This window comes from Nocardia sp. NPDC004860, assembly GCF_040609015.1.
GTDB lineage: Bacteria > Actinomycetota > Actinomycetes > Mycobacteriales > Mycobacteriaceae > Nocardia.
In genome coordinates this window covers 96,901-122,160 of sequence record NZ_JBEXJI010000006.1, presented here as the reverse complement: position 1 = coordinate 122,160, position 25,260 = coordinate 96,901, and the positions used below count along the sequence as shown (strand labels likewise).

The following is a 25,260-nucleotide window of genomic DNA, read 5'->3' as shown; positions in this document are numbered from 1 at the left end:
CGCAATCCGGTGTTGCTGGCCGATTTCAGCGCCCAGTTCGCGGCGCTGTTCGCGCAGTCCGGCATGCCGCGCATGGCATCGGCGGTGCTGGCCCGCCTGTACGCCGCGGACTCGGGCAGCCTCACCGCCGCCGAGTTGGTGGCCCGGCTGCGGGTGAGTCCCGCGACGGTGTCCGCGGCCGTGGGCTACCTGCAGGAGCAGGCGCTGATCCGGCGGGACCGGGATCCGGGCAGTCGTCGCGACCGCTATGTGATCGACGAATCCGCCTGGTATCGCGCCACTCTCGCGGGTGCGCGCACCAATGAGCGACTGGCCGCCACGGCGCGCGACGGCGCCGACGCACTGGGTTCGGCCACGCCCGCCGGGGTGCGGCTGCTGGGCATGAGCGAGTATCTCGAGCGGGTGGGCCTGGATATGGTCCGCTCCGCCGAACGCTGGCGCGCACACCTGGCCCGGTGAGCCGCAATTGGCCCGGTGCGCCGCAATCGAGGCCTGCCGGTTGAGCCGCAATCGAATCCGGCCCGGTAGCCGGCCTAGAGCGCGGGTGCTCCGGGTGGTGAGCCGCGAAATGGATTCGCGACGGCAATTCCCGGGAATCTGTGGTGAATGCGATCCACATACCGGCGCACCGTGGAGAGTTCGGCACTGATCGACTGCCGGGCTTCGAGGGTGGGTGCGGTCTGCAATCGCCGGGTCAGTTTGACTACATGCCTTTCCAATTCGTCCAGGAAGATGCGGGCCTGAGCTAACTCGGGATCCTCGCCGGCGTCGGGATTGTCGAATCCCCTGTACTGCATATCGCGGAAGTATTCCACGCAGCCGGGCTCCGCGTCGCGCAAATGGATTGCGTCTAGGTCGAATTCGCGGCGCGCAGGAATGCGTGCGCCGCATCGAATACCCCGGCGGGGTCTTCGAGCTGCGGCCAGTGCCCGATCCGGTCCAGGCTCACCACATCCGGGTCGGCGACCAGTTCGCGGTAGCGGGCCACCATGTGCGCACCGGAGTTCGGGTCGAGCGGGCCGTTGATCAGCCGCATCGGAATCTCCTTGCGCAGCAGCGGTTCGACCCAGCGGTCGCGGTAGGTGGTGCGCTCGGCCACGAAGCGACCGACCAGATGATTGACGAAGCGGCCGTTGCCGTAGAACAGCACCTCCTGCAGTGTTCGCATCTCGTCGTCGGTGGGCTTGGTGTCCGGGCCGAACACCTCGCGCACCGCGGGCGCGATGACCCCGCCGGTCATGAGCGGGCCCACCAGGTGACCAAGGGGTGTGCCCAGTAGTTTCTGCACCAGGCGCGGGCGATACGCCTCCACGAACAGCCCGCCGTTGAGGAACACCACGGCCCGGATGTCGGCCGCCGCGGTGCCGTCGAGGTGGCGGGCCAGCAGCTCCTGCGCCACGCTCACGCCGAGATCGTGTGCCAGCAGCAGGGTTTCGCCGATGCCGAGCCGCCGCAGCAGGGCCTCGTGCATATCGGCGTGCTCGAGCACGCTGTAGTGGTGGCGAATGGGCTTGTCGGAGAAGCCCATCCCGAGCATGTCGGGCGCGATCACGTCGTAGTGGGCGGTCAGATCCGGCCAGATGCGATGCCAGTCGTAGGAGTTGAAGGGATAGCCGTGGATCAACAGCAGCGTCGGTCCCTTCCCCTCCCGGATGTAGAAGATCCGATGCCCGTCGAAGTCGAAGTAGCTCCCCCGCGACATCCACTCCGTGAGTTCCGCTCGCATTTCCGTCTCCCGCCCATCGTCGGTATACCGATCGTTCTCATCCTGCCGCATCCTCCGCCGATCCACCACGTGTGCGCACGCCGACACGGCATCGAGTAGCCTCGCCAAGCGAGCTGCCCCGTCGCGATCACGCAATGCCCGTGTATCGGCCCGGGGTGTTCGGATCCCCGCACCGCCCCCGACAGGAATTCGAATGGCCATCAGTTACCTGGAATCGATCATCGTCGGCGCGCTCCAGGGGGTGAGTGAGCTCTTCCCGGTATCCAGCCTGGGCCACAGCATCCTGCTGCCCGCCTGGGTCGGCGGTAAATGGGCCGACGATCTGAGCATGTCCGCGAAGGACTCCCCGTATCTGGCGCTGCTGGTGGCCATGCACGTCGCCACCGCGCTCGCCCTGGTGATCTTCTTCTGGCGGGACTGGGTGCGCATCGTTCAGGGGCTGTGGGATGTGGCGCTGACACGCCAAATACGAACGCCCGAAGCGAGATTGGGCGTATTGCTGGTCATCGCCACGATTCCGGTCGGCCTGGCCGGCCTGCTGCTGGAGAAGGCGGTCCGCAACTATCTCGGCACGCCTGTTCCGACATCGATCTTCCTGGCGATCAACGGCTTCGTGCTGCTGTCGGCCGAGCTCATGCGCAAGCGTGAACACGAACCCGAGTTCCAGCTCGCCAGCCCCACCGGCCGCACCGGCGACCTCTCCATGGAGGACACCGTCGTGCTCCCGATGACCGACCCGGCCCGCGCCTCCGATGTCCGGCTGTCCCGCCTCGGCATGCGCGACGCCACCCTGATCGGCGCCGCGCAGATCGCCGCCCTCTTCCCCGGTATCAGCCGGTCCGGCAGCACCATCGTCGCGGGCCTGTTCAAGGGCATGCGTCACGAGGACGCCGCCCGCTTCGCCTTCCTGCTGGCCACGCCGGTGATCCTGGCGGCGGGCGTGCTGAAGATGCCGGAGCTCTTCAAGCACGAGAACCACGCCATCCTCGGCCCGGCCTTCGCGGGCAGTGTGGTCGCGGGTGTCCTCTCCTATATCTCGGTCAAGTTCCTCACGGCCTACTTCGAGACCAAGACCCTGACCCCGTTCGCCATCTACTGCCTGGTCGCAGGCCTGGGCAGCCTGGTCTGGTTCACCATCCGCTGAGCCGGAACCGGCGAGCTCCTTCGGAAACGAGCATGCGCTGGGGCCGCACCCTTCCGGGTGCGCCCCAGCGCATGCTCGTTTCGCCGGTGGGTCAGTGCGTGACCGTGGTGGTCGGCGGTGTCGTGGTGGTCACCGGGGGAGTGGTGGTGACCGGAACCGTCGTGGTGGTCACCGGCGGGGTGGTCGTGACCGGCGGCGTGGTCGTCGCCGGGGTGGCCGCGTCCGGGGTGACCGTGGTGGTCGGCGGCGTCGTCGTGGTGGCGGGCGTCGTCGTGCCCGGGGTGGTGGTTCCGGCGGCCGGTGTCGTGGAACCGGTTGCGGGAGTGGTGGTTCCGGACGTGGCGCTCTTCGGCGCCGCGGCCAGCACGTTGGGGGCGGTGGTGGCGGTCGGGGTCAGCGTCTTCGGGTTCAGCTGGCCGGCCTGGGCCTCCTTGGCGAGCTCGGTGAGCCACGCGGCGGCGTACTCCGCGGAGGTCAGGGGCTTGCCGTTGTCCGGGTTGGAATCCCGCCAGTAGTCGAAGTGGTGACCGGTGCCGTTGGGGCCGAGGGTCAGGTTGTACGGGTCGTTCAGGAGCACCGGGATGGTGTTCTGGTTGGTGGTGATCAGACCGACGACCTCGTTGAAGACCTTCTGCGGCAGGTACGCCAGGGGTGACATGGTCTCGGCCTGAATCGAATCCGCGGCCACCGGGGTCGGGTTGTCCTGATTCGGCTTGTAGCCCGGCTGCGAGACCTTGAGCAGGACGTCGAGGAAGGTCTCCTTGCTCGTCCACCAGCCCGGGTTGTGCGCGATGTCGGCGAAGGCGTCACCGGCGATCTTTCCCAGCACCATCGCGACATCGATGCCCGTGGTGGGGGTGAGGCCGTCGCTCTGCATCTGGTCGGCATTGATCTGGCGGCCGACATTGATGGCCAGCTGGAGCAGCGAGATGTTCTTCGGCGCGGCGCAGGTGAGGTCGCCGTCGGAGCAGAAGGAGGCGATCCGGCCGTTCAGTGCGCCGAAGTCACCGGACTGGTCCGGCAGTGCGCCCTGACCGCCGGCGACGTCCTTGCCGGTCTGATAGCTCTGGTTGAAGTTGTCGGGATGGCTGGGATCCTTCGCACCCGGGAACGGACCCTCACCCGCTGTCCGGCCCGAGTCGGCGAGAATGACGACACCGGCCACATTGCCCGGATCGACGATCCCGTACTTGCCGTCCGCCCCGGCGCTCTGGTGCCCGACATCCATGGCGACCCGGCGCGCGACGTCCGCGCCCTCGCTGTAGCCCACGATGGCGTACTTGGTGTTGGGGCAGGCCGCGGAGATGTCGCGCATCACCTGCTCGGTATTGGCGACCCCGGTGTTCACGGCGTCCTCGTAGCTGTTCAGGTTCGCCGGATAGGAGACGTACACGGCCCAGTACGAGTTGGAGTCGACCGATCCGCCGGGCGCGTTCACCACCGGATCCACCCAGTGGCTCTGGTAGTCGTCCGACAGGGCCGCGGGCAGCTCGTTGCCATTGGCGTCGACCAGCATCTTCGTGGTGCCCTGTTGCGGCGAGTCGTTGCGCCCGGCCACCGAGATGGTCACCATGTCGTGACATTCCGTGACCGAGGCCTTCAGCGCCGGATCGGCCTGCTTCGAGTCCGGCGACGACGTGATCGCGAACGTGGCCGCGACCGCTACCGCCACGCCCAGCGTCGCCGGCGCCGCCACCGCCGACGCGATCTTATGTCGCTTCATGAAGCCACGAATATCCATGCCCGAATCCCCATCTCACCCCGACAAGTGAACTGTCAGGCCCTGCGCGCGTCCGGGCCGTCTACCACCGGAGACGTCGTCACAGGAGATTCGAACGTTACTTGATCGAATGAGTCGTTACCGCACCAGGACCTGGGCCGGGGCCCGGCGCAGGTCCTGGAGCAGCGAAAACGTGGTCACCCGCACCCGGTTCCGGCGGACCGGTCGGGTACGGGTGACGGGTGTGATCCCGGCGTTACCGGGTGGACTAGGGCGCGTAGCGGAGGATCGCCGCGGCGTGTGCGCCGTCGGGAATGTCGTCGCCGCGGACGGCCAGCACGCGGCCATTGGAAAGGAGCACCCGCCTGGAGATTTCGTCGAGGACGCCCGGGGACTCGCCGTCTCCGGTGGCGGCGGCGAGTGCGCCCTCCTGGGTCACGGCGCCGGGAACCGACGCGTCGATATCGACGAAGAGGGTGTGCACGATGCCGTAGGTGGCGGCGCGGGCGATGTCGGAGAGGTCGATGACGCCGCGGCCGTCGCTGCGGCGCTTCTCGAATTCGCTTCGGACATCGGCCAATTCGGCGGCGTAGTGCTGATCGAGCAACTGCCGGGCGCGGGCTGCGAGGTCGCCGTCGGAGAGGTGCTCGGGATTGCCGGGGATGCCCGCGGCCAGCAGCAGCGGGTAGCTGTCGACCGAGCGGTACAGCGAATCCGTCGGTTCGGCGGCAGCCAGGATGAGCGGGATGTCGTGACCGGCCAGCACCGGCCGCAGCGCCTGGTCCACGGCCCGGCAGAACTGCCGCACCCGCACCTTGCGGCCCTCGCTGCCCTGCAGGCGGCCGTGCGGGCTGCGGCCCAGCGGCGGCAGATCCAGGTACTTGTTCAGATCGGTCGGGAGTCCGGCGACCGCCACCTCCGCGGCCGGGCCCTCGGCAGCGACCTCCACCAGCCGCACCGCGTTCTCGGACAGGGCCAGTACGAAGGCGGTTTGCGGGAAAGTCACCGCTCGCAGCAGCGGCTTGATGTAGAAGCGGTCGCCGAGGGTGGCGCCGGGTTCGAGCCGGTTGGGCAGGCGGTAGGTGCGCATGCCCTCGGGCGTGGCGTGCACGGCCAGGGTGCGGGACTGGAAGCGCCAGTAGTCCTCGTCGTCGACGAGGTCGGCGAAGGCGTCGGTCAGCGTGATCCGGGCCTGCTTGTCGGTGACCCGGTCGAGCACCTCTTTCGCCTGGTTCTCGAAGGCCACCCGGTTCTTGTCCGGGGTCGGGGTGTCCGCCTCGGTCGGGGTGTAGACGGATACGCACCACGGTCCGGTGGTCGACGCCAGCGCCAGAATCTCGCCGCGCGTGGGGATATCTGTATGCAGCATGCTCACCCTCCACGAAGTCGATTTCTTCTGCCCAGTCCAAGGTAGCTGACACGTTGCTACACCTGGACCGGGCCCGCATCGCCCATGTCGGCCGGGCCCTGATGGGCCGGGTCGATCAGGCCCCGATGGGCTTGCCGAAGAAGGAGGCGAAGGTCTCGCCCAGGGTGTCGCCGAGGGTCTGCAGCTCGCCCTGGGTGCCGAGCATGGACGGCATGTCGGTGGTGGAGCAACCCGGTTGCGCCGCAACGCCGTTCAGCCGATCGAAGAGCCACATGAGCGCGGCGGGCCCGCCGGTGACCTCGGCCAGGATGTGCTCGCTGGCCCAGTCCCGGGTGTAGGTCACCTGCGCGGCGGGCTGCTGGCAGTAGGTGTCGACCAGCTGGTTGGTCGAGGGCAGCGGGAGGATCTCGTCCCAGTGCGAGTGCCAGATGAACAGCGGCATATCCGGCAGGCTCTTACCCAGACGAGTGTCCTCGAGCATGGCCTGCACCGCCGGTTCCTGGAGCGGGTCGGGCGAATTGATCATGCCGGTGATGTTCAGGAACGGCAGCAACGCCGTCTGGTACTGCACGCAGAACGGGGCCTTCACCGCGCGCAGCAACTGCCCGAGCGGATTGAGCTTCTGATCGAGCAGGGTGTTGAAGTCCGGATACTCGCGCGACAAACCCAGCACCGCGCCGAGCACCAGGCCCGCGGTCGCCTGGTTGTTGGCCATGAGCAGGGTCGCGCCCAGATCCGCGCCGGTGCCGCCGGAGGCCGCGCCAACGATATTCAGTTCCGGCGCATAGGTTTTGCGCAGTTCGGCGGCGTGCATGGTGGGCATCGATCCACCCGAGTAGCCGTAGAGGGCCACCGGTGCGCCCGCGCCGACCTCGAGCGGCGCGAAGGAGGTGGCGGCGCGAATGCCGTCGAGGGTGATGCGGCCGCCCAGCGGGCCCGCCGCATAGGCCGAGTTCGGTCCCTCGTGATCGGGGATCACCACCGCGAAGCCCTTCTGCAGCGCGGCCTGCGCGAACAGGAACTCGGCCGGCGCGACGATCTGCCCGACGAACGGCGCGGCCGAAAGATGTTGCAGCGCATAGGAGGGACTGCAGTATCCCTGGGTCGAGTCCTCGGCGATCTGCACCGAGAGCAGCTTGCGCGGCGCCGGCGCGACCCCGCGCGGCTTGATCAGGGTGGCCACCGCCGGGATCGCCTCGTCGCGACCGTTGTTGGAGCGGTAGGAGACCTGCCAGGCATCCACATTGAGCGGGATCAGGCCGAAGTTGGCGAGGTTGACCTGCCGGGCGGCGATGATCTCACCGGGCGCGGCGGCCGCGACCACGTCGGCGGGCGGCTGGTAGAAGCCCGGATCGAGTTCCGGTGGCAGCGGCAGGATCTGCGCCGGCTGAATCGAGGGCAGGACCGGCGCGGCGGGATCGGCCGGCGCCGGTCCCGCGGTCAGCCCCGTCGCCACCAGCGCACTGATGGACATCGTCCCGAGCCGCAGTAACCGCCCGGTCAATCGTCTGGTCTTCATCGACCCACTTCCTCACCCTGATCCCCATTGTGAGACTATCTAGTCTCAATATTGCCGAGCTCACCTTGCCACAGCTGTGACCCGGCTCGCAATATGCGTGCGTGGCGGAATCGGCATATATCCCGGCGCGACCGTCTCGGCCCTTGCTTGGAGTGCACTCCAGCTGTCTAGGGTCGGAGAACATGAGCAAAGTGTGGTTCATCACCGGTGTATCAAGGGGTTTCGGGCGGGAATGGGCGCTCGCCGCACTGGAGCGGGGGGACCGGGTCGCGGGTACCGCGCGCGATCTGAGCACCCTCGACGAGCTGGTCGCCAAGTATCCGGAGACCTTCCTGGCGCTGCGGCTCGACGTGACCGACCGCGCGGCCGACTTCGCCGCCGTGCGGCAGGCGGCCGACCATTTCGGACGCCTCGACATCGTCGTGAACAATGCCGGCTACGGCCAGTTCGGCATGATCGAGGAGCTCACCGAACAGGAGCTCCGGGATCAGCTGGAGACCAACGTGTTCGGCGCGGTGTGGGTGACCCAGGCCGCGCTGCCCATCCTGCGCGCGCAGGGCAGCGGCCACATCCTGCAGGTCTCCAGTATCGGCGGCATCTCCGCCTTCCAGAATCTGGGCGCCTACCACGCCTCGAAGTGGGCACTCGAGGGTCTGTCCCAGTCGCTGGCTCAGGAGGTCGCGCCCTTCGGCATTCACGTGACGCTCATCGAGCCGGGCGGCTTCGCCACCGACTGGTCCGGGCCGTCCTCGCGGCACGCCACGCCCAACCCGGCCTATGACGCCGCCCGCGCGGCCCGCGCCGCGCAGCGTTCGGCGGTCCGCTCCGGCAATCCGGGCGCCACCGGCGCCGCGATCCTCGCCGTCGTCGACGCCGACGAGCCGCCGCTGCGTCTGTTTCTCGGCGAGGTCCCGCTGGCCATCGCCACCGCCGACTATGAGTCGCGGCTCGAGACCTGGCGGAAGTGGCAGCCGATTTCGGCTGCGGCCCAAGGTAACTGAACATGCGAGTCCGGTCCATGAACCGGTCGGAATCGCCGCCGCGGCACTGAGTCCGGATTTCATCCGCCCGTGTGGGTCTCGATCCACATGGGCGGATGTCGTTTCGGTTCACGGGTTGCCGTCTCGCCCCCGCCTGGTGGCCTGATCGCCTTGACCGGCATGGCCCGCGGCGTCGCCGCCCAGCACCTCATCGCGCCCGACGCCTTCGACCTCGCCGCGGCGGTGCAGGCTTGCCAGCGTTTCGTCGAGCGGAGTCTCGCCGCCGGATAACTACAGTGAGTCCGATGACAGGTAAAGAGATGACGAAAAAGATCGCGACTCTTGCCATGGCCCTCGCGGCGGTCGGCCTGCTCGGCGCTTGCAGTAGCAACAGCAGCGAGCCGATCCCGACCACCACCTCCGGTGCGGCGCCCACCTCGGCATCCGTGGCGGTCACCTCGGCATCCGCGGCGGTGACGCCGGGCTCGCCCGCGGCCATGCTGGCCGCCACACCCTGGGAGACCACCTCCGCGGCCGACGCCCACGGCGCCGCGGTCCCCCTCACCGACGACAATGTCACAAACTACGTCGGCTTCGCCTACTTCAAGGCCGACGGCACCTTCACGATGTTCAACCTCGACGACACCCCGAAAATGCACGGCGACTGGTCCGTCTCCCCGGACGGCAGAACTCGCACCATCGTCGCGAAAAATGATGCGGGCCAAGAACAATTCACCCGCGTGGTCGACATCGTCACCTTGAACGACAAGGACTTCACCTACCGCGTCTATCCCACGGCGGACGACAAGACCGTCTACTTCGACATCATCCACACCCCGACGACCCACCCCGAACCCACCAGATAATCCGCACTCCGGCAGACGAATGCCGCCCGCGTCCTCTGCTGATGGCGCGGGCGGTGCGGTCGATTCGCACCGCTGTGTGCCCTATCGGGAACGCGGCCCCGATCCCGTTGCACAGCACCGGCGGAACACCTCGCCCCGGTGTACACGAACCCGAATCTGTTGTCCCAGTATGGGAATGAGCCGTTGCTCGACGTCGTTGGCGGGCATCGGCGTGCTCACGGGTAGAGCACCACGACGTCGGCGACGCAGGCGGGGCGGCTGCTGCCGTCGATCTCATAGGTGAGGCCGAACACCGCCTCCACGCCGGAGGTCTTCCGCTGGGCGGCAGTCAGCGTCACCACCGCCCGAATCTTGGACCCCACCGGCACCGGCGCGGGGAAGCGCACCTTGTTCAGGCCGTAGTTCAGCGCCGCGGTGAGGTCGCGGATCTCGAGGACGTCGGCGATCATCGCCGGCGCCAGTGAGAGCGTGAGATAACCGTGCGCGATGGTGCCGTTGAAGGGCCCGTCGGCGGCCCGCCGCGGATCGGTGTGGATCCATTGGTGATCGCCGGTGGCGTCGGCGAACAGTTGCACCTGCGGCTGGGTGATCTCGATCCATTCGGTGGTACCGAGTTGCTGTCCGGTCAGGCCGATCAGGTCGGCGGGTGAGTCGAGTCGTGTTGTCACGGTATGCCTTTCAGTGAGTGAGCACGTAGGTGCCGGGGGCCGGGTCCTGGGCCGGCAGATCGGGGGCGCCGAGCGTCGCCGGTGCGTCCCGGTCCGGTCCGCTGCGTTCGGCGAGCCAGTGTGCGAAGTCGGGCCACCACGAATCGGCCTGCTGCGCGGCGTTGTCCACCCATGCGGCCGGATCGGCGTCGTCGGGCGCGCCGACGCGGTAGGCGGCCTTCGGATTTCCGGGCGGATTCACCAGCGCGGCGATATGGCCGCTGGTGGACAACACGAATCGGCAATCCTTGCTGCCCAGCAGCCGGGCGCTGCGATAGCAGGCCTGCCACGGCGAGATGTGGTCGGCGAGCCCGGCCACCACGTAGGTGTCCACGGTCACCCGCGACAGGTCCACGGGCGTGCCGAGCATGTGCACGCCTCCGGGGACGGTGAGCGAGTTGTGCACACCCATCAGCACCATGTCGCGGTGCAGGGCGGCGGTCATGCGGGTGGTGTCGGCATTCCAGAACAGCACGTCGAAGGGCGCGGGCGCGCGGCCCTGCAGATAGTTGTTGACCCAGTACCGCCAGACCAGATCGGTGGGCCGCAGCCAGGCGAACACCTCGGCCAGCGAGCGGCCGTCCAGGTAGCCCTTGCGCTGGGAGACCGCGATGGCCGTCTTGGCGGTCTCCTCGTCGATGGCGGCCGCGGCGAATCCGGCGCGGGCCTGGTCGAGGACGGTCACCATCAGGGTCAGCCCGGCCAGACGGTGGTCCTCCCCGATCTCGGTGAGGTGGGCCGCGGTCATGGCCGCCAGAATGCCGCCGGAGCACGACGCCTGCAGGTGGGTGCGTTCGGAACCGGTGATCGTCTCGACGGCGCCGAGCGCGTCGATGATGGCCTGGCCGTAGGTGTCGAAACCCCAATCGCGTTGCGCGGCCGAGGGATTGCGCCACGATATGGCGAACACCTGCTGGCCCTGCGACAGGAAGTACTCGATCATGCTGCGGTGCGGCGCGATATCCATGATGTAGTACTTGTTGATCACCGGCGGCACCATGAGCAAGGGGACCGTGTGCACCCGCGGGGTCTGCGGCGTGTACTGGATCAGCTCGAAGACTTCGGTGCGCAGCACCACCGAACCCGGCGTGACCGCCACGTTCTCGCCCACCGTGAAGGCGTTCGGCTCCACCATGGCGGGAACCCGGGGCGCCCGGGCCATATCGCCGACGAAGCGCCGCAGCCCGCGCACCGCGCTCGCCCCGCCGGTGTCGACCAGCGCCTTCCAGCCCAGCGGATTGAGCAGCGGATTGTTGCTCGGCGACACCCCTTCGAGGACATTGTCGATCACGAAGCGCATCCACTGCTCGTCCTTCCAGTCCAGATGCGCATCGGTGAGCAGTTCCTCGGCGGTGTCGCCGGCGGCCAGATACGCCTGCATGCTGCGCTTCAGGATCGGATTGCTCTGCCAGGCCGGATCGGCGAAGCGCTTGTCGGCCTTGGCCGGAACCCGATCGGACCGTCCGCGCGCGATATCAGTCAGCTCGTGCCGCAGTGCCGACACCCGCCCGCCCACCACACGGGGCCGCCGGGCCAGGTGCACGGCCAGCCGGCTCCAGGAATTGTTGGGCAGCATCCGACGGCCGATGCCGACTGCCGAGCCGGTCAGCAGTAGATCCAGCGGTGCGGCCAGTTCGTCGGCCTGTGCGGGTTCGGCGGCGTGGTCGGACTTGGTCACCATGAGTCACTCCTCGTGGAATTGGGGGAATTCATGGCGAGAAAGATAGGCCGCCGGCGCGCCGCTGCCATTGTGTCGCGGAGACGAAGATGAGTCCCGGTCTTGTCCTCCGCGTGCGGCAGCCGCTCGCGCTCTCAGCCCTGCGGGCGCAGCACCGCCGGGCCGTACCAGTGGCAGGCCAGCAGGGCGAGTTCGACATCGAGCCGATCGCCGGTGATCGGCCGGCCGCGGCGCTCGATGGCCCGGCCGACGCGGTACTTCACGGAATTGAAATGCAGATCCAGTTCACCGGCCGCCGCCTTGAAACTCGAACCGCTGCGCAGGAATACGCGCAGGGTCTCGCGCAGGCGTTCGTCATTGTCGGTGTCGCAGGCGAGATTTCCCAGCACCTCGCCCACCCACTCGCGGGTTTCGCCGAGATCGCCGCCCAGCAGCGCCGCTGCCGCGAGACCCGGTTCCGATGCGGCCAGCAGCGGATTCGGCAAGCCTCGGGCGACCGCTACGCCGTGGGCTCGCTCGGCCTGCCGATGCGACGCCCGGAAGCCGTCCAGGCCCGGCTGGGCCGGACCGATGGCGATACCGGGCGGGCCGGGCTCGGCGGCGACCCGGGCCCGAATGCGCGCGACCGGATCGCCGGGATCCGCGCGATAGGGCAGCCAGGCCCACGCGCTGGCCGGATCGGTGGCGACGAACAGGGGATTCGCCTCCACGGCCAGCTCCTGCCCGAGCTCGCGGACGAACTGTTGCAGGCGGCGGATCTCGTCGTCCTCGGAGTCCGAATACCAGAGCACCAGCGCCACGTGATGCCAGCGCAGCGGATACCGGAGGGCCGTGGACACGGCGTCCGCGTCGACGGTCTTGCGGCTGGTCAGCAATTCGCGGACGCGTAGCGCGCGCAGGCTGTTCCGGCTCTCCAGCCACCGCTCACGCTCGTCGTCGTAGATCGACACGACCTGCTCGGTGATACGGTCGATGTACTCGAACAGGATCGTCGTGATGCGCTCGATGGCGGTGACCCGGTCGGCCGCCGGAATGTCCATGGCGTGCAACTCGGCGAACACGATCTCGGTCATTCGTCGCTGCCCGAGCCGATAGGCACGCACCAGCGCATTGACCGGAATACCTTGCTGCGCGAGACGTCTGGCGTACTCGACGGCCGCGCCGGGGGCCTGGATGCAATCCACCGGAATGTCGTGGCGCACGCCGTGCAGCAGGGTGTCCACATTGGCTTCGACGCTCGCGCCGAGCAACTCCACCGTGCGGGTATCGCCGCGCAGCACGACGATGTCGTCCTCCAGTGCGTCGCGAATGGCGGCGCTCACCTGCGTCACCCTGGCGTTCAACCGGGCGGCGATCGCTTCCAGATAGCGGCCCACCGCGACGTCGCCGTCGTGCCGCGCAACCGTCACCCCTCCACCGTAGATCCGGGACCGCGCGGTGGCGGCGGATTCGCCGAGCGGGTTGTCTCCCGGCGACAAATACGGTCCGGAACTTCGTTCACGCACGACGGTGGCGCGGGGGCCGGCGATTTCTACCGTGGTCGCCATCACTTTTCCTCCACCAAGGACATAACTCATGAACCTCCCGGCACTACCCGATCGCAGGGCCGCTGCCCGGCCGACCGCCCCCGCCCTCGCAGACGACTGGGCCGATCTCGACAACACCCGGTTCCTCGCGGCGGTGCAGCGGGCCGCCGCGACCCTGCACGGCCACGGTGTCGGCGCCGGCGACGTGGTCGCGGTGCGGCTGCCCAATACCGCGGACCTGGTGGTGACGCTGTTCGCCGCGTGGCGGCTGGGCGCGGCGGTCACACCGGTGAATCCGGCGCTGGTCGACGACGAGATCGCCTTCCAGGTGGCCGACGCCGGCGCGAAGGCGATGGTCACCGATGCGCTGTTCGATGGCCCCGGGTGCGCTGTCATCCCGCTGGGCGAGTTGCTCGCGGGCCCTGGTATCGACATCGAGCCGATCGACACGGACCCCGGCGCGCTGGCCCTGCTCATCTACACCAGCGGCACCACCGGGCGGCCCAAAGGGGTCATGCTCGACCACGCGAATCTGCTCGCCATGTGCGGCATGGTCATCGACGCGCTGGATCTCAACGAGAGTGACCACAGTCTGCTCGTCCTGCCGCTGTTCCACGTCAACGGGATCGTGGTGAGCGTGCTGTCCCCGCTACTGGCGGGCGGGCGCACCACCGTCGCGGGCCGGTTCGATGCGGGCAGCTTCTTCGACCGGATCGAAAAGGCGCGGCCCACATACTTTTCCGCCGTGCCGACCATCTACGCCATGCTGGCCGACCGGCCCGCGGATGTAGACCCGGATACCTCGTCGGTGCGCTTCGCCATCTGCGGGGCCGCCCCGGCGAGCATCGGGGTGCTGGCGAAATTCGAGGCCCGCTACGGCATCCCGGTCGTGGAGGGCTACGGCCTGTCCGAGGGCACGTGTGCCAGCACACTCAATCCGATTGCCGGACTGCGTAAGCCGGGCACCGTCGGTCTGCCGCTGCCGGGCCAGCGCATTCGCATCCTCGGTCCGGACGGTGACGACGTGCCGGCGGGGGAGGTCGGTGAGGTCCTGATCTCCGGCCCGAATGTCATGCGCGGCTACCTGAATCGGCCCGATGTCACCGCTGCCACCGTTGTGGACGGCTGGCTGCACACCGGTGATATCGGGCGGCTGGACGAGGACGGCTACCTGGTCCTGGTGGATCGGGCCAAGGACATGATCATCCGCGGCGGCGAGAACATCTACCCCAAGGAGATCGAGACCGTCGTCTACCAGCTGCCCGAGATCGCCGAGGCGGCTGTCGTGGGCCGGCCGGACCCGGTCTACGGCGAACAGCCGATCCTGTTCGCCGCCCTCACCACCGGCGCTGCCCTGGACGCCGACGGCATTCGAGAGCACGCCCGCAGGGGACTGGCGAAATACAAACTGCCGGTGGCCATCTCGATTCTCGACCAGCTGCCCAAGAACGCGGTCGGCAAGATCGACAAACCCGCGCTGCGCCGCCTCGACGCGCAAACGCTCTGATTCCCACTACTTTTCAGCAAGGAGCATCGTCATGGGATTCATCGAACCCGATCTGCCCGCCGTGGAGCCCGAGCGCTTCCTGCGGCTGCCGCTCATGGAGCGCATGCGGATCCTGGCCGTCAACTGGGCCGAACACGGCTTCGGCTCACCGCGCATGGTGCACACGATCTACATCCTGAAACTGATCGTGCTGTACGCCCTCGGCGGCATCGTCGTCGCCACCACCACCTCGCACCTGCCCGCGTTCTGGCACGTGAGCGAGTGGTGGAACCAGCCGATCGTCTACCAGAAGGTCATCCTGTGGACCGTCCTGCTGGAGAGCGTCGGCATCGCCGGATCGTGGGGTCCGTTGGCGGGCAAGGTGAAACCCATGACCGGCGGCATCCGGTTCTGGGCGCGGCCGCGCACCATCCGGCTGCGGCCGTGGACCTGGGTGCCGTTCACCGCGGGCGACCGGCGCGGCTGGTTCGACATCACGCTGTACATCGCGCTGCTGGTGAGCGTGGCGGTCGCGCTGTTCTCGCCTGGCGTGCACAGTGATTCGCTGTCGGCGGCGGTACCGGGCAACACCTCCGGCCTGGTGAATCCGGCGCTGCTCATCGCGCCGATCGTGCTGCTCGTCCTGAACGGGTTGCGGGACAAGACCATTTTCCTGGCCGCCCGTGGCGAACAGTATCTGCCCGCACTGTTCTTCTTCGCGGTGCTGCCCTTCGTCGACATGATCATCGCGCTGAAACTGCTCATCGTCGTCGTGTGGGTGGGCGCGGGTGTCTCCAAGTTCGGCAAGCACTTCTCGCAGGTGGTGCCGCCCATGGTGAGCAACAGCCCGTCGGTACCGTTCACCTGGTTCAAACGCGCGCACTACCGGGACTTCCCGCGCGATCTGCGCCCGTCCCGCATCGCCGATGTGATGGCGCACGTCGGCGGCACCACGGTCGAGGTGATCACGCCGCTGGTGCTGCTGTTCTCCACCAACCGCTGGCTCACCCTGGCGGCCGTCGCGGTGATGGTGATCTTCCACCTGTTCATCGTGTCGACCTTCCCGCTGGCGGTGCCGCTGGAATGGAACGTGCTCTTCGCCTACGCGACGGTGTTCCTGTTCCTGGGCTTCCCGAACTGGCACGGCTACGGCGTCTTCGACCTCTCCTCGCCGTGGCTGGCACTCGGTTTGATCGCCGGACTGCTGATCTTCCCGATCCTCGGCAATTTCCGGCCCGACAAGGTGTCGTTCCTGCCGTCCATGCGGCAGTACGCCGGCAACTGGGCCTCGGCGGTGTGGGCCTTCGCCCCCGGCGCGGAGGGCAAACTGGATAGGGTGACGCGCTCCGCCAAGAACCAAATCGACCAGTTCGTCGAATTCGGCTACGAGCCGGCGTGGGCCGAGGTGACCATGCAGCAGGTCGTCGCCTGGCGCACCATGCACAGCCAGGGCCGCGGCCTGTTCTCGGTGCTGCTGAAGAACCTGCCCGACATCGATGCCCGCACCGTGCGCGAGGGCGAATTCCTCTGCAACTCGGTGATCGGCTTCAACTTCGGCGACGGGCACCTGCACAATGCGGACTTCATCGCCGCCGTACAGCGCGAAGCCCGCTTCGAACCGGGTGAGGCCATCGTCGTCTGGGTGGAATCGCAGGCGTGGGGCAGCACGGTGCAGCACTACCAGGTCATCGACGCCGCGCTCGGGGTGATCGAGCGGGGCACCTGGAAGGTCGCCGAGGCCGTGGCGGAGCAGCCGTGGCTGCCCAACGGCCCGATCCCGCTGGCGGTCACCTGGACCCGGCCGCAGCCAGAAGTGGCCGCCCCGGCGGAGATTCGCGACCAGCAGCAGCACGGCCACGGAGCGCTGGCATGACCACCGCGACCGTCGTCGGCGGCGGGCCCAATGGACTCGCCGCCGCCGTGGCCCTCGCCCGGGCAGGCGTTCGGGTCACCGTCCTGGAGGCCGACCAGGAGATCGGGGGCGGCACCCGCACCCTCGAGGCCATCGTTCCCGGACTGCTGCACGACCACTGCTCGGCGGTCCACCCGATGGCCGCGGGCTCGCCGTTCCTGCGTGAACTCGGACTCGATCGATACGGATTGTCCTGGCGCACAACGGAGATCGACTGCGTGCACCCCCTCGCCGACGGCCGGGCCGGCGTCCTGCACCGGTCGGTCGAGCGCACCGCCGCCGGGCTCGGCCGCGACGGGCAGCGGTGGACGTCGTTGTTCGGCGCGCCCTCCGCCCGCTACGACGCCCTGGCCGAGGACATCCTGCAACCCCTGCTGCGGGTGCCCCGGAACCCGCTGACCCTGGCCCGCTTCGGCGCACCGACCCCGTTACCCGCCTCGACGCTGGCCCGGATCTTCCGGACCGAGGAGGCGCGAGCGCTGTTCGGAGGCGTTGCGGCGCATGCCTTCCGGCCGCTGCACCTGCCGATGACCTCGGCCATCGGGCTGGGCATCCTCACCGCCGGGCACCGCTACGGGTGGCCCGTGGCGGCCGGCGGCTCGCAGGCCATCGCCGACGCGCTGGCGGCCCTGCTCGCCGACCTCGGCGGCAAGATCGAGACCGGCATCCGGATCGAGACGGCCACCCAACTGCCGCAGGCCGACCTCACCATGTTCGATCTGGCCCCGGAATCGGTGGCCGAGATCCTCGGCGACCGGCTGCCGTCGCGAATCTCCCACGCGTACCGGCGATTCCGGCGCGGACCGGGTGCGTTCAAGGTCGACTTCGCGGTCGCGGAGGGGGTGCCCTGGTCCAATCCGGACGCCCGCCGCGCCGGGACCGTCCATCTGGGCGGTCCGTTCGCCGAGGTCGCCGCCGCGGAGCGCGATATCCATGCCGGTCGGCTGCCCGAGCGGCCGTTCGTCCTGGTCGGCCAGCAATATCTGGCCGACCCGCAACGCTCGGTGGGCGATGTCCACCCCGTGTGGGCCTACGCCCATGTCCCGCACGGCTATACCGGCGATGCCACCGAAACGATCATCGGGCGCATCGAGCAGTTCGCTCCCGGCTTCCGTGACCGCGTCATCGGCTACGCCGTCAGCCCGACCGCCGAATTCGCTGCCCACAACCCGAACTTCACGGGCGGCGACATCATGACCGGCGCCAAGGACATTCGCCAGCTCGTCTTCGGCCCACGAATCACCTTGTCCCCGTATGCGATCGGTATCCCCGGCATGTACATCTGCTCCGCCGCGACCCCACCCGGCCCGGGTGCCCACGGCATGTGCGGCGCCAATGCCGCCGAGGCAGCCCTCGCTCATCTCGGATCCGTGTGAGGGCTGAGATTTTGCCGGCTACCGGGAGCTCCGCGCCGGACCGTCGATGCGGGCGATGACCGCGTCGAGCGCCAGATCGATCGTGTAGTCGAATTCCTCCTGCTTGTCGAATCGCGCCAGGTAGGGAGCGGCTTCCGCGACGGCGGGCAGTCCCGACTGTTCGAGCGTCGCCTGGCGCGCGGCGATCCCGGCGATGTCGCTGGTTCCGTAGGTGGGACCGGCGTTGACTTCGCGCAGCAGGGTACCGATCAGGGCGGCCACCATCGTCCGCATCAGATGGACCGCTTCCCGCGGATCGCAGCCTGCGGCGAGCAGTGCTTCCAGGACGGCCTGGATCGGTGCCAGGCCCTCCACCGATGCCAATTGCCGCGTGAGCACCAGCGCGGCGGCCGCGGGATGCAGCAGAGCCCGATCGCGGAACGCCTCCGCGATGGCCCGCAGGTCACCACGGAGATCACCGCGACGGGCGGGCAGCTCGATCGAGCCCAGCAGATGTTCGGCCACCGCATCGAGCAGCCCGTCCTTGCCGTCCACGTAGTTGTACAGGCTCTTCGGATCGACACCGAGCTCGCGTGCGACCGCGCGCATTCCGACAGCGTCGATACCGTCGCCGTCGATCACCGTGAGGGTCGCAGCGACGATCCCCGCCCGGGTGAGCTGGCCGGACCCTTTCGGGGGCCGTCCCCGGCGCGTCGAGGGGGCTGGGCTGGTCATGCGGCCATTCTGCCGCACACCCTTGATTAAATCCACACTGTGGGTATATTGTCACGACTGCATAAAACCCACGCTGTGGATATTGGAGTCCGGCATGCGTTTCCCCTGGGGCACTTCCGATGTGGTCGATCTACCGGCCGTTGGAACCCGTATCGACACTTTCACCGATCTCGCGCACGTCGAGGGCGGTCCTGGCGCACGGCTGCGGGTCGCTCGTGAACAGGCACAGGCGTTCCGTCGCGAATTCCCGGGCACCGGCACCCCCGACAGCATCACCACCTGCGATCTGGTGACCCTGCCGTACCCGACTCGGTTCGGTCTGTTCCGCGCCTCGCGGGCGATCGCACCGTTCCTGTCGATCACCAACCGGATGCTCGTGATCCGCTGGCACGACTCCGGCGGACGCACCCGCACCCTGCTGTTCGAGCCCTCCGACGTCGAACTCGGCCGCTACACACCGTATTTCGACAATCTCTCCCAGCGGACCCCGGCGATGATCGAGCGGCGCATGGTCACCGAGCACGGTACGGCGCTGGGCCATCTGTCGCGCCTGGGCATCGCGCGCGACGAGGTCGACTATCTGATGTTCGACCATCTCCACACCCAGGATCTGCGGCGCTGGATCGGGACCACCGTCCATCAGACCGACCTCGACACCACACCGGCGGCGATCTTCCCCAACGCCAAGGTCATCGTGCAACGCGACGAGCTCGCGGGCATGGCCGAGCTGCATCCGCTGCAACGGCCGTGGTACCAGCCCGCCGCCTACCGGGATGTTCCCCCCGAGGCGTTCCTGCCCATCGAGGGCTCGGTCGTCCTCGGGCCCGGTGTCGCCGTGGTCAAGACTCCCGGGCACGTGTTCGGCAATCAGAGCCTGGTGGTCAACACCTCGACCGGGATCTGGGTCAGCAGCGAGAACGTGATCGCGGCCGAGGCGCTCACCCCGGAACACTCCCGATTGCCGGGGCTGGCGCGGTGGGCGCGGGAATGGCGGCAGGAGATCGTGCTCAACGCCAACACCATGGAAACCACTGCCGACCAGTACAACTCGATCATCCTCGAGAAGACGCTGGCCGACCGAAGTCAGGCCGACCCACGTTTTCTGCAGTTCTTCCCGTCCAGCGAACTCACCGGCGTCTGGACCAACCCGGGTACCCACCCCACCTTCCACCACGGCCACCTCACTCATGGCCCTCAGCGCTGAGGAGAGACCAACCATGCCTTCACGATTCACCCTGCCGCCCGAAGCCGTGCTGCGTGCTCGGGAGAAGCTGGTCCTCGATCATTTCCACGACGAGGTGGCCCAGGACTGGGACGCCACGCTGTCGACGTTCCCGCACCCGCACTACGAGCTGATCGCACCGATGGTCGTCCACGACGGCGACACCGAGGTCCGCGACTACTACCGCGACACCCGCGTCGCGTTCCCCGACCAGGACCATGAGATCATCGCCCTGCGCCACAGCCACGACGCCGTGATCGTCGAATTCTGGCTGCTGGGAACCCATTTGGGGCCGCTGGGCAAGATCCCGCCCACCGGGTCGGCCCATCGGACCAGGATGACGGCCTATTTCGTGTTCGACGAGCACGAGCACCTGGCGATCGAGCGGATCTATTTCGACCAGCTCACCGTCCTCAAGCAACTGCTGGGCGGGCTGGACAAACGCAAACCCCGCGACCTGCTCACCCTCGCGCGAGCCCTCGCCGGAGCCGCCACCACCGGCGGCGAACCCGACCCGCGCCTGCTGAACACCACACCTCCGGACCTGGGCGACTGACTCCCGCCATGACCTCGAACGAACGCAAGGAGAAGACCACAATGCGTGCACTCATCGGCGGCAAGGGAACCGAGTGGGTCCGCGAGGACCGCGAGCTGCCAGAGCAGTTGGGCGCCATCCGCATTCAGGTCATGGCCGCCGGTCTCAACCGTGCCGACCTCTACGCCCTCGACGGCAGCTACACCGCCACTTCGCAGGGCGATGGGCCCTTCGTCGCCGGCCTGGAGGTCGCCGGAGTCGTCGAGACTTCCAGCCTGCTCGCACCGCACCTGCCCGTCGGTACCCGGGTCATGGGCATCACCGCCGGAGCCTTCGCCGACTACGCCCTGTGCCACCCCCGTCTGGTGGTGCCGATCCCCGATAATCTCGGTTTCGACGCCGCGGCGACCCTGCCCGTCGGCCTGATCACCGAACACGACGCACTGGTCACCCAGGCGGGTTTCACCCCGGGCGACACCGTGCTCATCGTCGGCGGCGCCAGTTCGATCGGTCTGATCGGCATCCAGCTCGCCAAGGCCCTCGGTGCCGGCACGGTCATCGCCACCACGACCAGCGCGGGTAAACGGCCTGCCCTGCTGCACGCGGGCGCCGACGTCGTGGTCGACACCACCGCCGAGGACCTGGCAGCGGTAGTGCTCGCGACCACCGACGGCAAGGGCGCGACCATCACCCTCGACCACGTCGGCGGGAGCCTCTTCGCGCAGCTCCCTGCCGCCACCGCGATCGGCGGCACGATCATCAGCATCGGCCGGCTCGCCGGTGCGGGCACCGAACTCGATCTCGACACCCTGGCCTTCCGCCGTCAGCGAGTGCTCGGCACCACCTTCAGCATTCGCACCCGCACCGAACTCGCCGATGTCGTCGGGGCGCTCGCCGACCGGGTCCTGCCCGCGCTCGCCGCCGGGGAGATCACCCCCACGCTCGACAGTGTCTACCCGGTCGGCGACGCGCGGGCCGCCGCGCAGCGCCTGCGCGACAACGCGGCCACCGGCAAGATCGTCCTGTCGTTCGCCGACGCCCACCCCGGTCCGGCGCCGGCCCCCGACCCGGTGGCCAACCTGTTCGGCGGCATCGCCCAAATCGGTTACGTGGTACACGATATCGAGGAATCGATGCGCAACTTCGTCGCCTGCGGTATCGGTCCGTGGTTCTTCCTGCGCGGTGTGCGCCCGGAGGACTTCACCTACCGGGGTGAACCGTCGGCGATGGTGATGGATGTCGCGGTCGCCAACAGCGGTGACATCCAGATCGAGCTGATCAGCCCGGTCAACGACGCGCCCTCGATGTACCGCGACTTCCTCGACGCGGGACACGAAGGCGTGCAACACATCGCCTATTGGAGCGACGATTACCAGCAGCTCTACGAGCGGGCGCTCGCGGCCGGATTCACCGTCGGGCAGGAGGGCCGCATCGGTGGCGCCGACGGCCGATTCGCCTACCTCGAGACGGAGCATCACCCCGGCACCGTCATCGAGATCTCCGATGTCGGCGGCACCAAGCGGCTCGTCTTCGACCTGGTCCGGATGGCAGCCGCGAACTGGGACGGCAGCAATCCGATCCAGGCCATCGACGCCGGCCTCATCGGAGGCGATCCCGCAGCCATGACGGCGATGTTCGAGGCGCTGGGATGAAAGTCCACCACCTCAACTGCGGCACCATGCATCCCCCATGCACCCCCGCAGGTTTGGTGTGTCACGTCCTGCTCCTGGAGACCCGCACCGGCCTCGTGCTGGTGGACAGCGGGCTGGGGCTGCGCGATGCCGCCGACCCCGCAGCCCGATTCGGACCGGCACGTTTCTACGTGCGCCCCAGGTTCGACGAGAACGAGTCCGCCATTCGGCAACTCGAACGTCTCGGCTTCGACCCGCGTGATGTCCGCGATATCGTGCTGACCCACTTCGATGCCGACCACACCGGCGGCCTCGCCGACTTCCCGTGGGCCAGAGTGCATCTCACCGCCGATGAAGCGAACGCCGCCCGGCAGCCGGCAGGTTTCGCCGAGAAGGCCCGCTACCTGCCCACCCACCGCGACCACCACCCGACCCTGGTCTGCCACACCCCCGGCGACGGCGATCCCTGGAACGGCTTCGCCGCCGCCGAGGAACTCACCGAGATCACCCCCGGCCTCGTCATGATCAGCCTGCCCGGCCACACCCGCGGCCACGCCGCCATCGCCGTCGACACCGGCGAACGATGGATCTTCCACGCCGGCGACTCCTTCTACCACCACGGCCAGCTCGACGGCCTCACACCGGTGCCACGAGCCCTGACCGCGATGGAACGTTGTGTCGCACACGACATGAACGCGGTTCGCGCCAACCACGAACGCCTCGCCGAGCTGTGGGCCAGACAGTCCCCCGACCTGCTGCTGATCAATGCCCACGACCCCCTCCTGCTGCGCCGTGCCCAGCAGATCGACACCGACGCCGGCAGATGACGTGCCGTCACCGACCACCTGCCCGACGCCCCAGTCATCGCGAAACAGACATCCCCGCAACAGAGTAGAAGGAATGCGCTGACACATTGCCACCACGCCGCTGCCGGCGTGACGGCGATGTCCGATTCTCGCCAGCCGCACGGGCGGGGTGTTCGTAGCGTCGGGAGTATGGAAACGGAACTGATTGCCGTTGAACGGGTTACGGGCCTGCGGACGCCGGTGGTGTGGTTCATGGCCGTCGCGGCCGCGTTGGGGACTGCCAGCATCTATCCGCTGCAGCCGGCCATCGCGGCGGTGGCCGGGTCGTTCGGGGCATCGCTCGCCGAGGTCGGGGGAGCGCTGGCGTGCGGGCCGGTGGGGTACATGGCGGGGCTCGCGCTGCTGGTGCCGCTGGTGGATCGGGTGGCGCCGCGGACGGTGGTGGCGGCGCAGTTCTGGGCGCTGGGGGTGGCGCTGGCCGGGGCGGCGGCGGTGGGGTCACCGTGGCTGCTCGGCCTCGCCATCGGCGTGATCGGGGCCGCCTCCTCGGTCGGGGCCCAATTGAGTTCGGTGGCAGGCCGATTCGCGGAACCGGCGCGGCGGGCGACCGTGCTGGGCGTGGTCACGGCGGGGATCTCGGCGGGAATTCTATCGGGGCGCATCGTGGGCGGGTGGCTGTCCGATGCCATCGGGTGGCGCGGCATGCTGCTTCTGCTGGCGGCGGCCTGCGCGGTGGTAGCGGTTTCGGCGCGCGCGGTGCTGCCCGCCGAAACCGGGAACGCCGGCACCAGCTACCTGGGGCTGCTGCGCGGTCTGCCGGGGCTGTACGCGCGGTTCCCGGTGTTGCGGCTGGCGGCCGGGCGAGGTGCGTTGTGGTTCTTCGCCTTCTGTGCGGTGTGGGCCGGTCTGGCGGTGGCCCTGTCGGAACCTCCGTTCTCGTATTCCGCCGAGCGCATCGGGCTCTACGCCTGCGCCGGACTGCTCGGCATCGTGGCGACACGGGTCGCCGGGGCCTGGACCGATCGGGTCGGGGCGCGCCGGGTGATCCTGGCCGGGCTCGGGCTCGCGGCCGCCGCGACCGTGATTCTCGCGACGAGCCTGTCGAATACCGTTGTCACGCTGGCGTGCCTGGGCCTGTTCGATGCCGGATTGTTCGCCGCGCAGGTCGCCAATCAGAGCACCGTGCTCGCCATCGATCCGGCCGCGACAGCTCGTTTCAACAGCGCGTACATGCTGGTGTACTTCGTCGGCGGCAGTGCGGGTACCGCGTTCGGCGCGGCCGCGGTGAGTTGGTTCGGCTGGGCGGCAACGGCTCTCATCGCCGCCGGCGCGATCGTGGTCGCGGCCGCGATCACCGTCTCGGTGCGCGCGGCCCGCGCCTGACGTTCCCCTCGACGCGGGTCAGGTGGCAGGCGTCGTCGGTGCAGGAGCGTTGCAGGCGTCCTCGTGAGATCGTCTGGATCAGGCCGATCGCCCAGCACATGGGACAGCCGCGCAGGGCCAGGACACCGATCGGCAGCAGTAGCAGACTCGGTATGCCGAAAACCGGTGCCAGGGCGACCGATCCGGCGAGCAGCCCGAATCCGATGACTCCTCGTGCCAGATGGGCAGGAACGGACTTGCTGGCGAAAGACCTTTCGCCCGAGGTACGACTGTTCATTCCGCTGCCGCCGTCCTCCAGGCATCCAGCTCGGAGCGCACGGTGGTGCGGGCACGGTGGAGCCGAGACTTCATCGCCGCCGTGCTCAGCCCGACCGATTCGGCTACCACACTTCCCGGCAGGCCCTGAACGTCACGCATGATCAGTACCCGGCGCTGATCGGTGGGCAAGGACGCGATGGCCGCGGCCACCCGCTCGATCTCCAGCCGGGCCAGCACGTCGTCCTCGGCCGAGGCGGTGCACACCTCGGCACTCGTTTCGGAGCGGCGGGCCAGGTCCGCGACTCGCCGCAAGCATTCGTTGCGCACGATCCGAAACATCCAGGAGGCCAGCGCACCGGTGGCCCGCAGAGTTCCGATCTTGCGATACAGCACGATCATCGCCTCCTGCGCCGCATCCTCGGCATCCTGGCTGCTCGCGCACAGCGAATACGCGAACCGCCGCACATGCGGATGCGCACCGGAAACCAACGCCGCAATCGACGCCTCATCCCCGCCCTGAGCCGCGACCACAATGTCCGCCGCAGGCCACGAGGACGGCGCGCCCCTACCCACGCGACCGCTTCCGATTACGCAGGAACAGCACGCAACCACAAACCGACACAGCCGCAACAACCACGGCAACCACCACTACGGTCATGAGAACCCTTCCTCCACGTGCCGACCTCGATGCCCGCACCCCCA

General features: G+C 68.4%; 24 protein-coding genes. 13 read left to right on the top strand and 11 right to left on the bottom strand.

Features of this window, described 5'->3' with window-relative positions; translation table 11 throughout:
• Positions 1 to 63: 63 nt before the first annotated feature.
• On the top strand, positions 64 to 459 hold the full coding sequence (locus ABZV44_RS15090) for a helix-turn-helix domain-containing protein (RefSeq protein WP_354836559.1): 396 nt from the start codon (positions 64 to 66) through the stop codon (positions 457 to 459).
• Between the two features lie 74 nt (positions 460 to 533).
• Here ABZV44_RS15090 and ABZV44_RS15085 read toward each other — a convergent pair whose 3' ends face one another.
• Positions 534 to 797: a hypothetical protein gene (locus ABZV44_RS15085; RefSeq protein WP_354836231.1), complete on the bottom strand. Its 264-nt coding sequence runs from the start codon at positions 795 to 797 to the stop codon at positions 534 to 536.
• 53 nt (positions 798 to 850) lie between these two features.
• Positions 851 to 1,726 (bottom strand): alpha/beta hydrolase, encoded by an 876-nt coding sequence (locus tag ABZV44_RS15080; protein WP_354836229.1) that lies wholly within the window; start codon positions 1,724 to 1,726, stop codon positions 851 to 853.
• A gap of 187 nt (positions 1,727 to 1,913) precedes the next feature.
• On the opposite strand from ABZV44_RS15080, the gene ABZV44_RS15075 reads away from it, so the two are divergent.
• Positions 1,914 to 2,870 (top strand): undecaprenyl-diphosphate phosphatase, encoded by a 957-nt coding sequence (locus tag ABZV44_RS15075; RefSeq protein ID WP_354836557.1) that lies wholly within the window; start codon positions 1,914 to 1,916, stop codon positions 2,868 to 2,870.
• A gap of 91 nt (positions 2,871 to 2,961) precedes the next feature.
• On the opposite strand, the gene ABZV44_RS15070 is transcribed toward ABZV44_RS15075, so the two are convergent.
• The 3 genes from ABZV44_RS15070 to ABZV44_RS15060 all read right to left on the bottom strand — a co-directional run bounded on the left by ABZV44_RS15070 (position 2,962) and on the right by ABZV44_RS15060 (position 7,478).
• Complete coding sequence (locus ABZV44_RS15070; protein WP_354836227.1) at positions 2,962 to 4,611, bottom strand: cutinase family protein; 1,650 nt, start codon at positions 4,609 to 4,611, stop codon at positions 2,962 to 2,964.
• Between the two features lie 247 nt (positions 4,612 to 4,858).
• A complete protein-coding gene (locus ABZV44_RS15065; RefSeq protein ID WP_354836225.1) occupies positions 4,859 to 5,959 on the bottom strand; it encodes a hypothetical protein in 1,101 nt (366 codons plus the stop codon).
• 115 nt (positions 5,960 to 6,074) lie between these two features.
• Positions 6,075 to 7,478, bottom strand: coding sequence for a lipase family protein (locus ABZV44_RS15060; RefSeq protein ID WP_354836223.1), 1,404 nt, complete (start codon positions 7,476 to 7,478; stop codon positions 6,075 to 6,077).
• 182 nt (positions 7,479 to 7,660) lie between these two features.
• Between ABZV44_RS15060 and ABZV44_RS15055 the strand changes: the two genes are divergently transcribed.
• The 3 genes from ABZV44_RS15055 to ABZV44_RS15045 all read left to right on the top strand — a co-directional run bounded on the left by ABZV44_RS15055 (position 7,661) and on the right by ABZV44_RS15045 (position 9,324).
• Entirely contained in the window at positions 7,661 to 8,479 is an 819-nt protein-coding gene (locus tag ABZV44_RS15055) for an SDR family oxidoreductase (RefSeq protein ID WP_354836221.1), read from the top strand.
• A 69-nt stretch (positions 8,480 to 8,548) separates the two neighbouring features.
• Positions 8,549 to 8,749, top strand: a complete 201-nt coding sequence (locus tag ABZV44_RS15050; RefSeq protein WP_354836219.1) for a hypothetical protein — start codon at positions 8,549 to 8,551, stop codon at positions 8,747 to 8,749.
• A 14-nt stretch (positions 8,750 to 8,763) separates the two neighbouring features.
• The gene (locus ABZV44_RS15045) at positions 8,764 to 9,324 is read left to right on the top strand and encodes a DUF4822 domain-containing protein (protein ID WP_354836217.1); all 561 of its coding nucleotides are present in this window, start codon (positions 8,764 to 8,766) and stop codon (positions 9,322 to 9,324) included.
• 215 nt (positions 9,325 to 9,539) lie between these two features.
• On the opposite strand, the gene ABZV44_RS15040 is transcribed toward ABZV44_RS15045, so the two are convergent.
• From ABZV44_RS15040 to ABZV44_RS15030, 3 genes are all read right to left on the bottom strand, one after another.
• Positions 9,540 to 9,992, bottom strand: coding sequence for a MaoC family dehydratase (locus ABZV44_RS15040; protein ID WP_354836215.1), 453 nt, complete (start codon positions 9,990 to 9,992; stop codon positions 9,540 to 9,542).
• 10 nt (positions 9,993 to 10,002) lie between these two features.
• On the bottom strand, positions 10,003 to 11,712 hold the full coding sequence (locus ABZV44_RS15035) for an alpha/beta fold hydrolase (RefSeq protein WP_354836213.1): 1,710 nt from the start codon (positions 11,710 to 11,712) through the stop codon (positions 10,003 to 10,005).
• 131 nt (positions 11,713 to 11,843) lie between these two features.
• Positions 11,844 to 13,256, bottom strand: coding sequence for a helix-turn-helix domain-containing protein (locus ABZV44_RS15030; RefSeq protein ID WP_354836211.1), 1,413 nt, complete (start codon positions 13,254 to 13,256; stop codon positions 11,844 to 11,846).
• A 28-nt stretch (positions 13,257 to 13,284) separates the two neighbouring features.
• Between ABZV44_RS15030 and ABZV44_RS15025 the strand changes: the two genes are divergently transcribed.
• The 3 genes from ABZV44_RS15025 to ABZV44_RS15015 are packed head-to-tail and all read left to right on the top strand — an operon-like array spanning position 13,285 to position 18,009.
• Positions 13,285 to 14,742, top strand: a complete 1,458-nt coding sequence (locus ABZV44_RS15025) for an AMP-binding protein (RefSeq protein ID WP_354836209.1) — start codon at positions 13,285 to 13,287, stop codon at positions 14,740 to 14,742.
• A 31-nt stretch (positions 14,743 to 14,773) separates the two neighbouring features.
• Positions 14,774 to 16,594, top strand: a complete 1,821-nt coding sequence (locus tag ABZV44_RS15020; RefSeq protein WP_354836207.1) for a DUF3556 domain-containing protein — start codon at positions 14,774 to 14,776, stop codon at positions 16,592 to 16,594.
• A complete protein-coding gene (locus ABZV44_RS15015; RefSeq protein ID WP_354836205.1) occupies positions 16,591 to 18,009 on the top strand; it encodes an NAD(P)/FAD-dependent oxidoreductase in 1,419 nt (472 codons plus the stop codon). The genes ABZV44_RS15020 and ABZV44_RS15015 overlap by 4 nt, the downstream gene beginning before the upstream one ends.
• A gap of 18 nt (positions 18,010 to 18,027) precedes the next feature.
• Here the strand turns inward: ABZV44_RS15015 and ABZV44_RS15010 are convergent, their stop codons facing one another.
• Complete coding sequence (locus ABZV44_RS15010) at positions 18,028 to 18,723, bottom strand: TetR family transcriptional regulator (RefSeq protein WP_354836203.1); 696 nt, start codon at positions 18,721 to 18,723, stop codon at positions 18,028 to 18,030.
• Between the two features lie 94 nt (positions 18,724 to 18,817).
• On the opposite strand from ABZV44_RS15010, the gene ABZV44_RS15005 reads away from it, so the two are divergent.
• The 5 genes from ABZV44_RS15005 to ABZV44_RS14985 all read left to right on the top strand — a co-directional run bounded on the left by ABZV44_RS15005 (position 18,818) and on the right by ABZV44_RS14985 (position 24,300).
• Complete coding sequence (locus ABZV44_RS15005) at positions 18,818 to 19,927, top strand: hypothetical protein (protein ID WP_354836201.1); 1,110 nt, start codon at positions 18,818 to 18,820, stop codon at positions 19,925 to 19,927.
• Between the two features lie 13 nt (positions 19,928 to 19,940).
• Positions 19,941 to 20,501: an ester cyclase gene (locus ABZV44_RS15000; RefSeq protein WP_354836199.1), complete on the top strand. Its 561-nt coding sequence runs from the start codon at positions 19,941 to 19,943 to the stop codon at positions 20,499 to 20,501.
• 41 nt (positions 20,502 to 20,542) lie between these two features.
• Positions 20,543 to 22,132, top strand: coding sequence for a VOC family protein (locus tag ABZV44_RS14995; protein ID WP_354836197.1), 1,590 nt, complete (start codon positions 20,543 to 20,545; stop codon positions 22,130 to 22,132).
• Positions 22,129 to 22,938 (top strand): MBL fold metallo-hydrolase, encoded by an 810-nt coding sequence (locus ABZV44_RS14990; RefSeq protein ID WP_354836195.1) that lies wholly within the window; start codon positions 22,129 to 22,131, stop codon positions 22,936 to 22,938. Before ABZV44_RS14995 ends, ABZV44_RS14990 begins: the two co-directional genes overlap by 4 nt.
• Positions 22,939 to 23,106: 168 nt before the next feature.
• Positions 23,107 to 24,300 (top strand): MFS transporter, encoded by a 1,194-nt coding sequence (locus ABZV44_RS14985; protein ID WP_354836193.1) that lies wholly within the window; start codon positions 23,107 to 23,109, stop codon positions 24,298 to 24,300.
• Here ABZV44_RS14985 and ABZV44_RS14980 read toward each other — a convergent pair.
• Both ABZV44_RS14980 and ABZV44_RS14975 read right to left on the bottom strand, forming a co-directional pair.
• Positions 24,269 to 24,577: a hypothetical protein gene (locus ABZV44_RS14980; RefSeq protein WP_354836191.1), complete on the bottom strand. Its 309-nt coding sequence runs from the start codon at positions 24,575 to 24,577 to the stop codon at positions 24,269 to 24,271. The genes ABZV44_RS14985 and ABZV44_RS14980 overlap by 32 nt on opposite strands.
• Positions 24,574 to 25,131: a sigma-70 family RNA polymerase sigma factor gene (locus ABZV44_RS14975; protein ID WP_354836189.1), complete on the bottom strand. Its 558-nt coding sequence runs from the start codon at positions 25,129 to 25,131 to the stop codon at positions 24,574 to 24,576. The genes ABZV44_RS14980 and ABZV44_RS14975 overlap by 4 nt, the downstream gene beginning before the upstream one ends.
• Between the last annotated feature and the right edge of the window lie 129 nt (positions 25,132 to 25,260).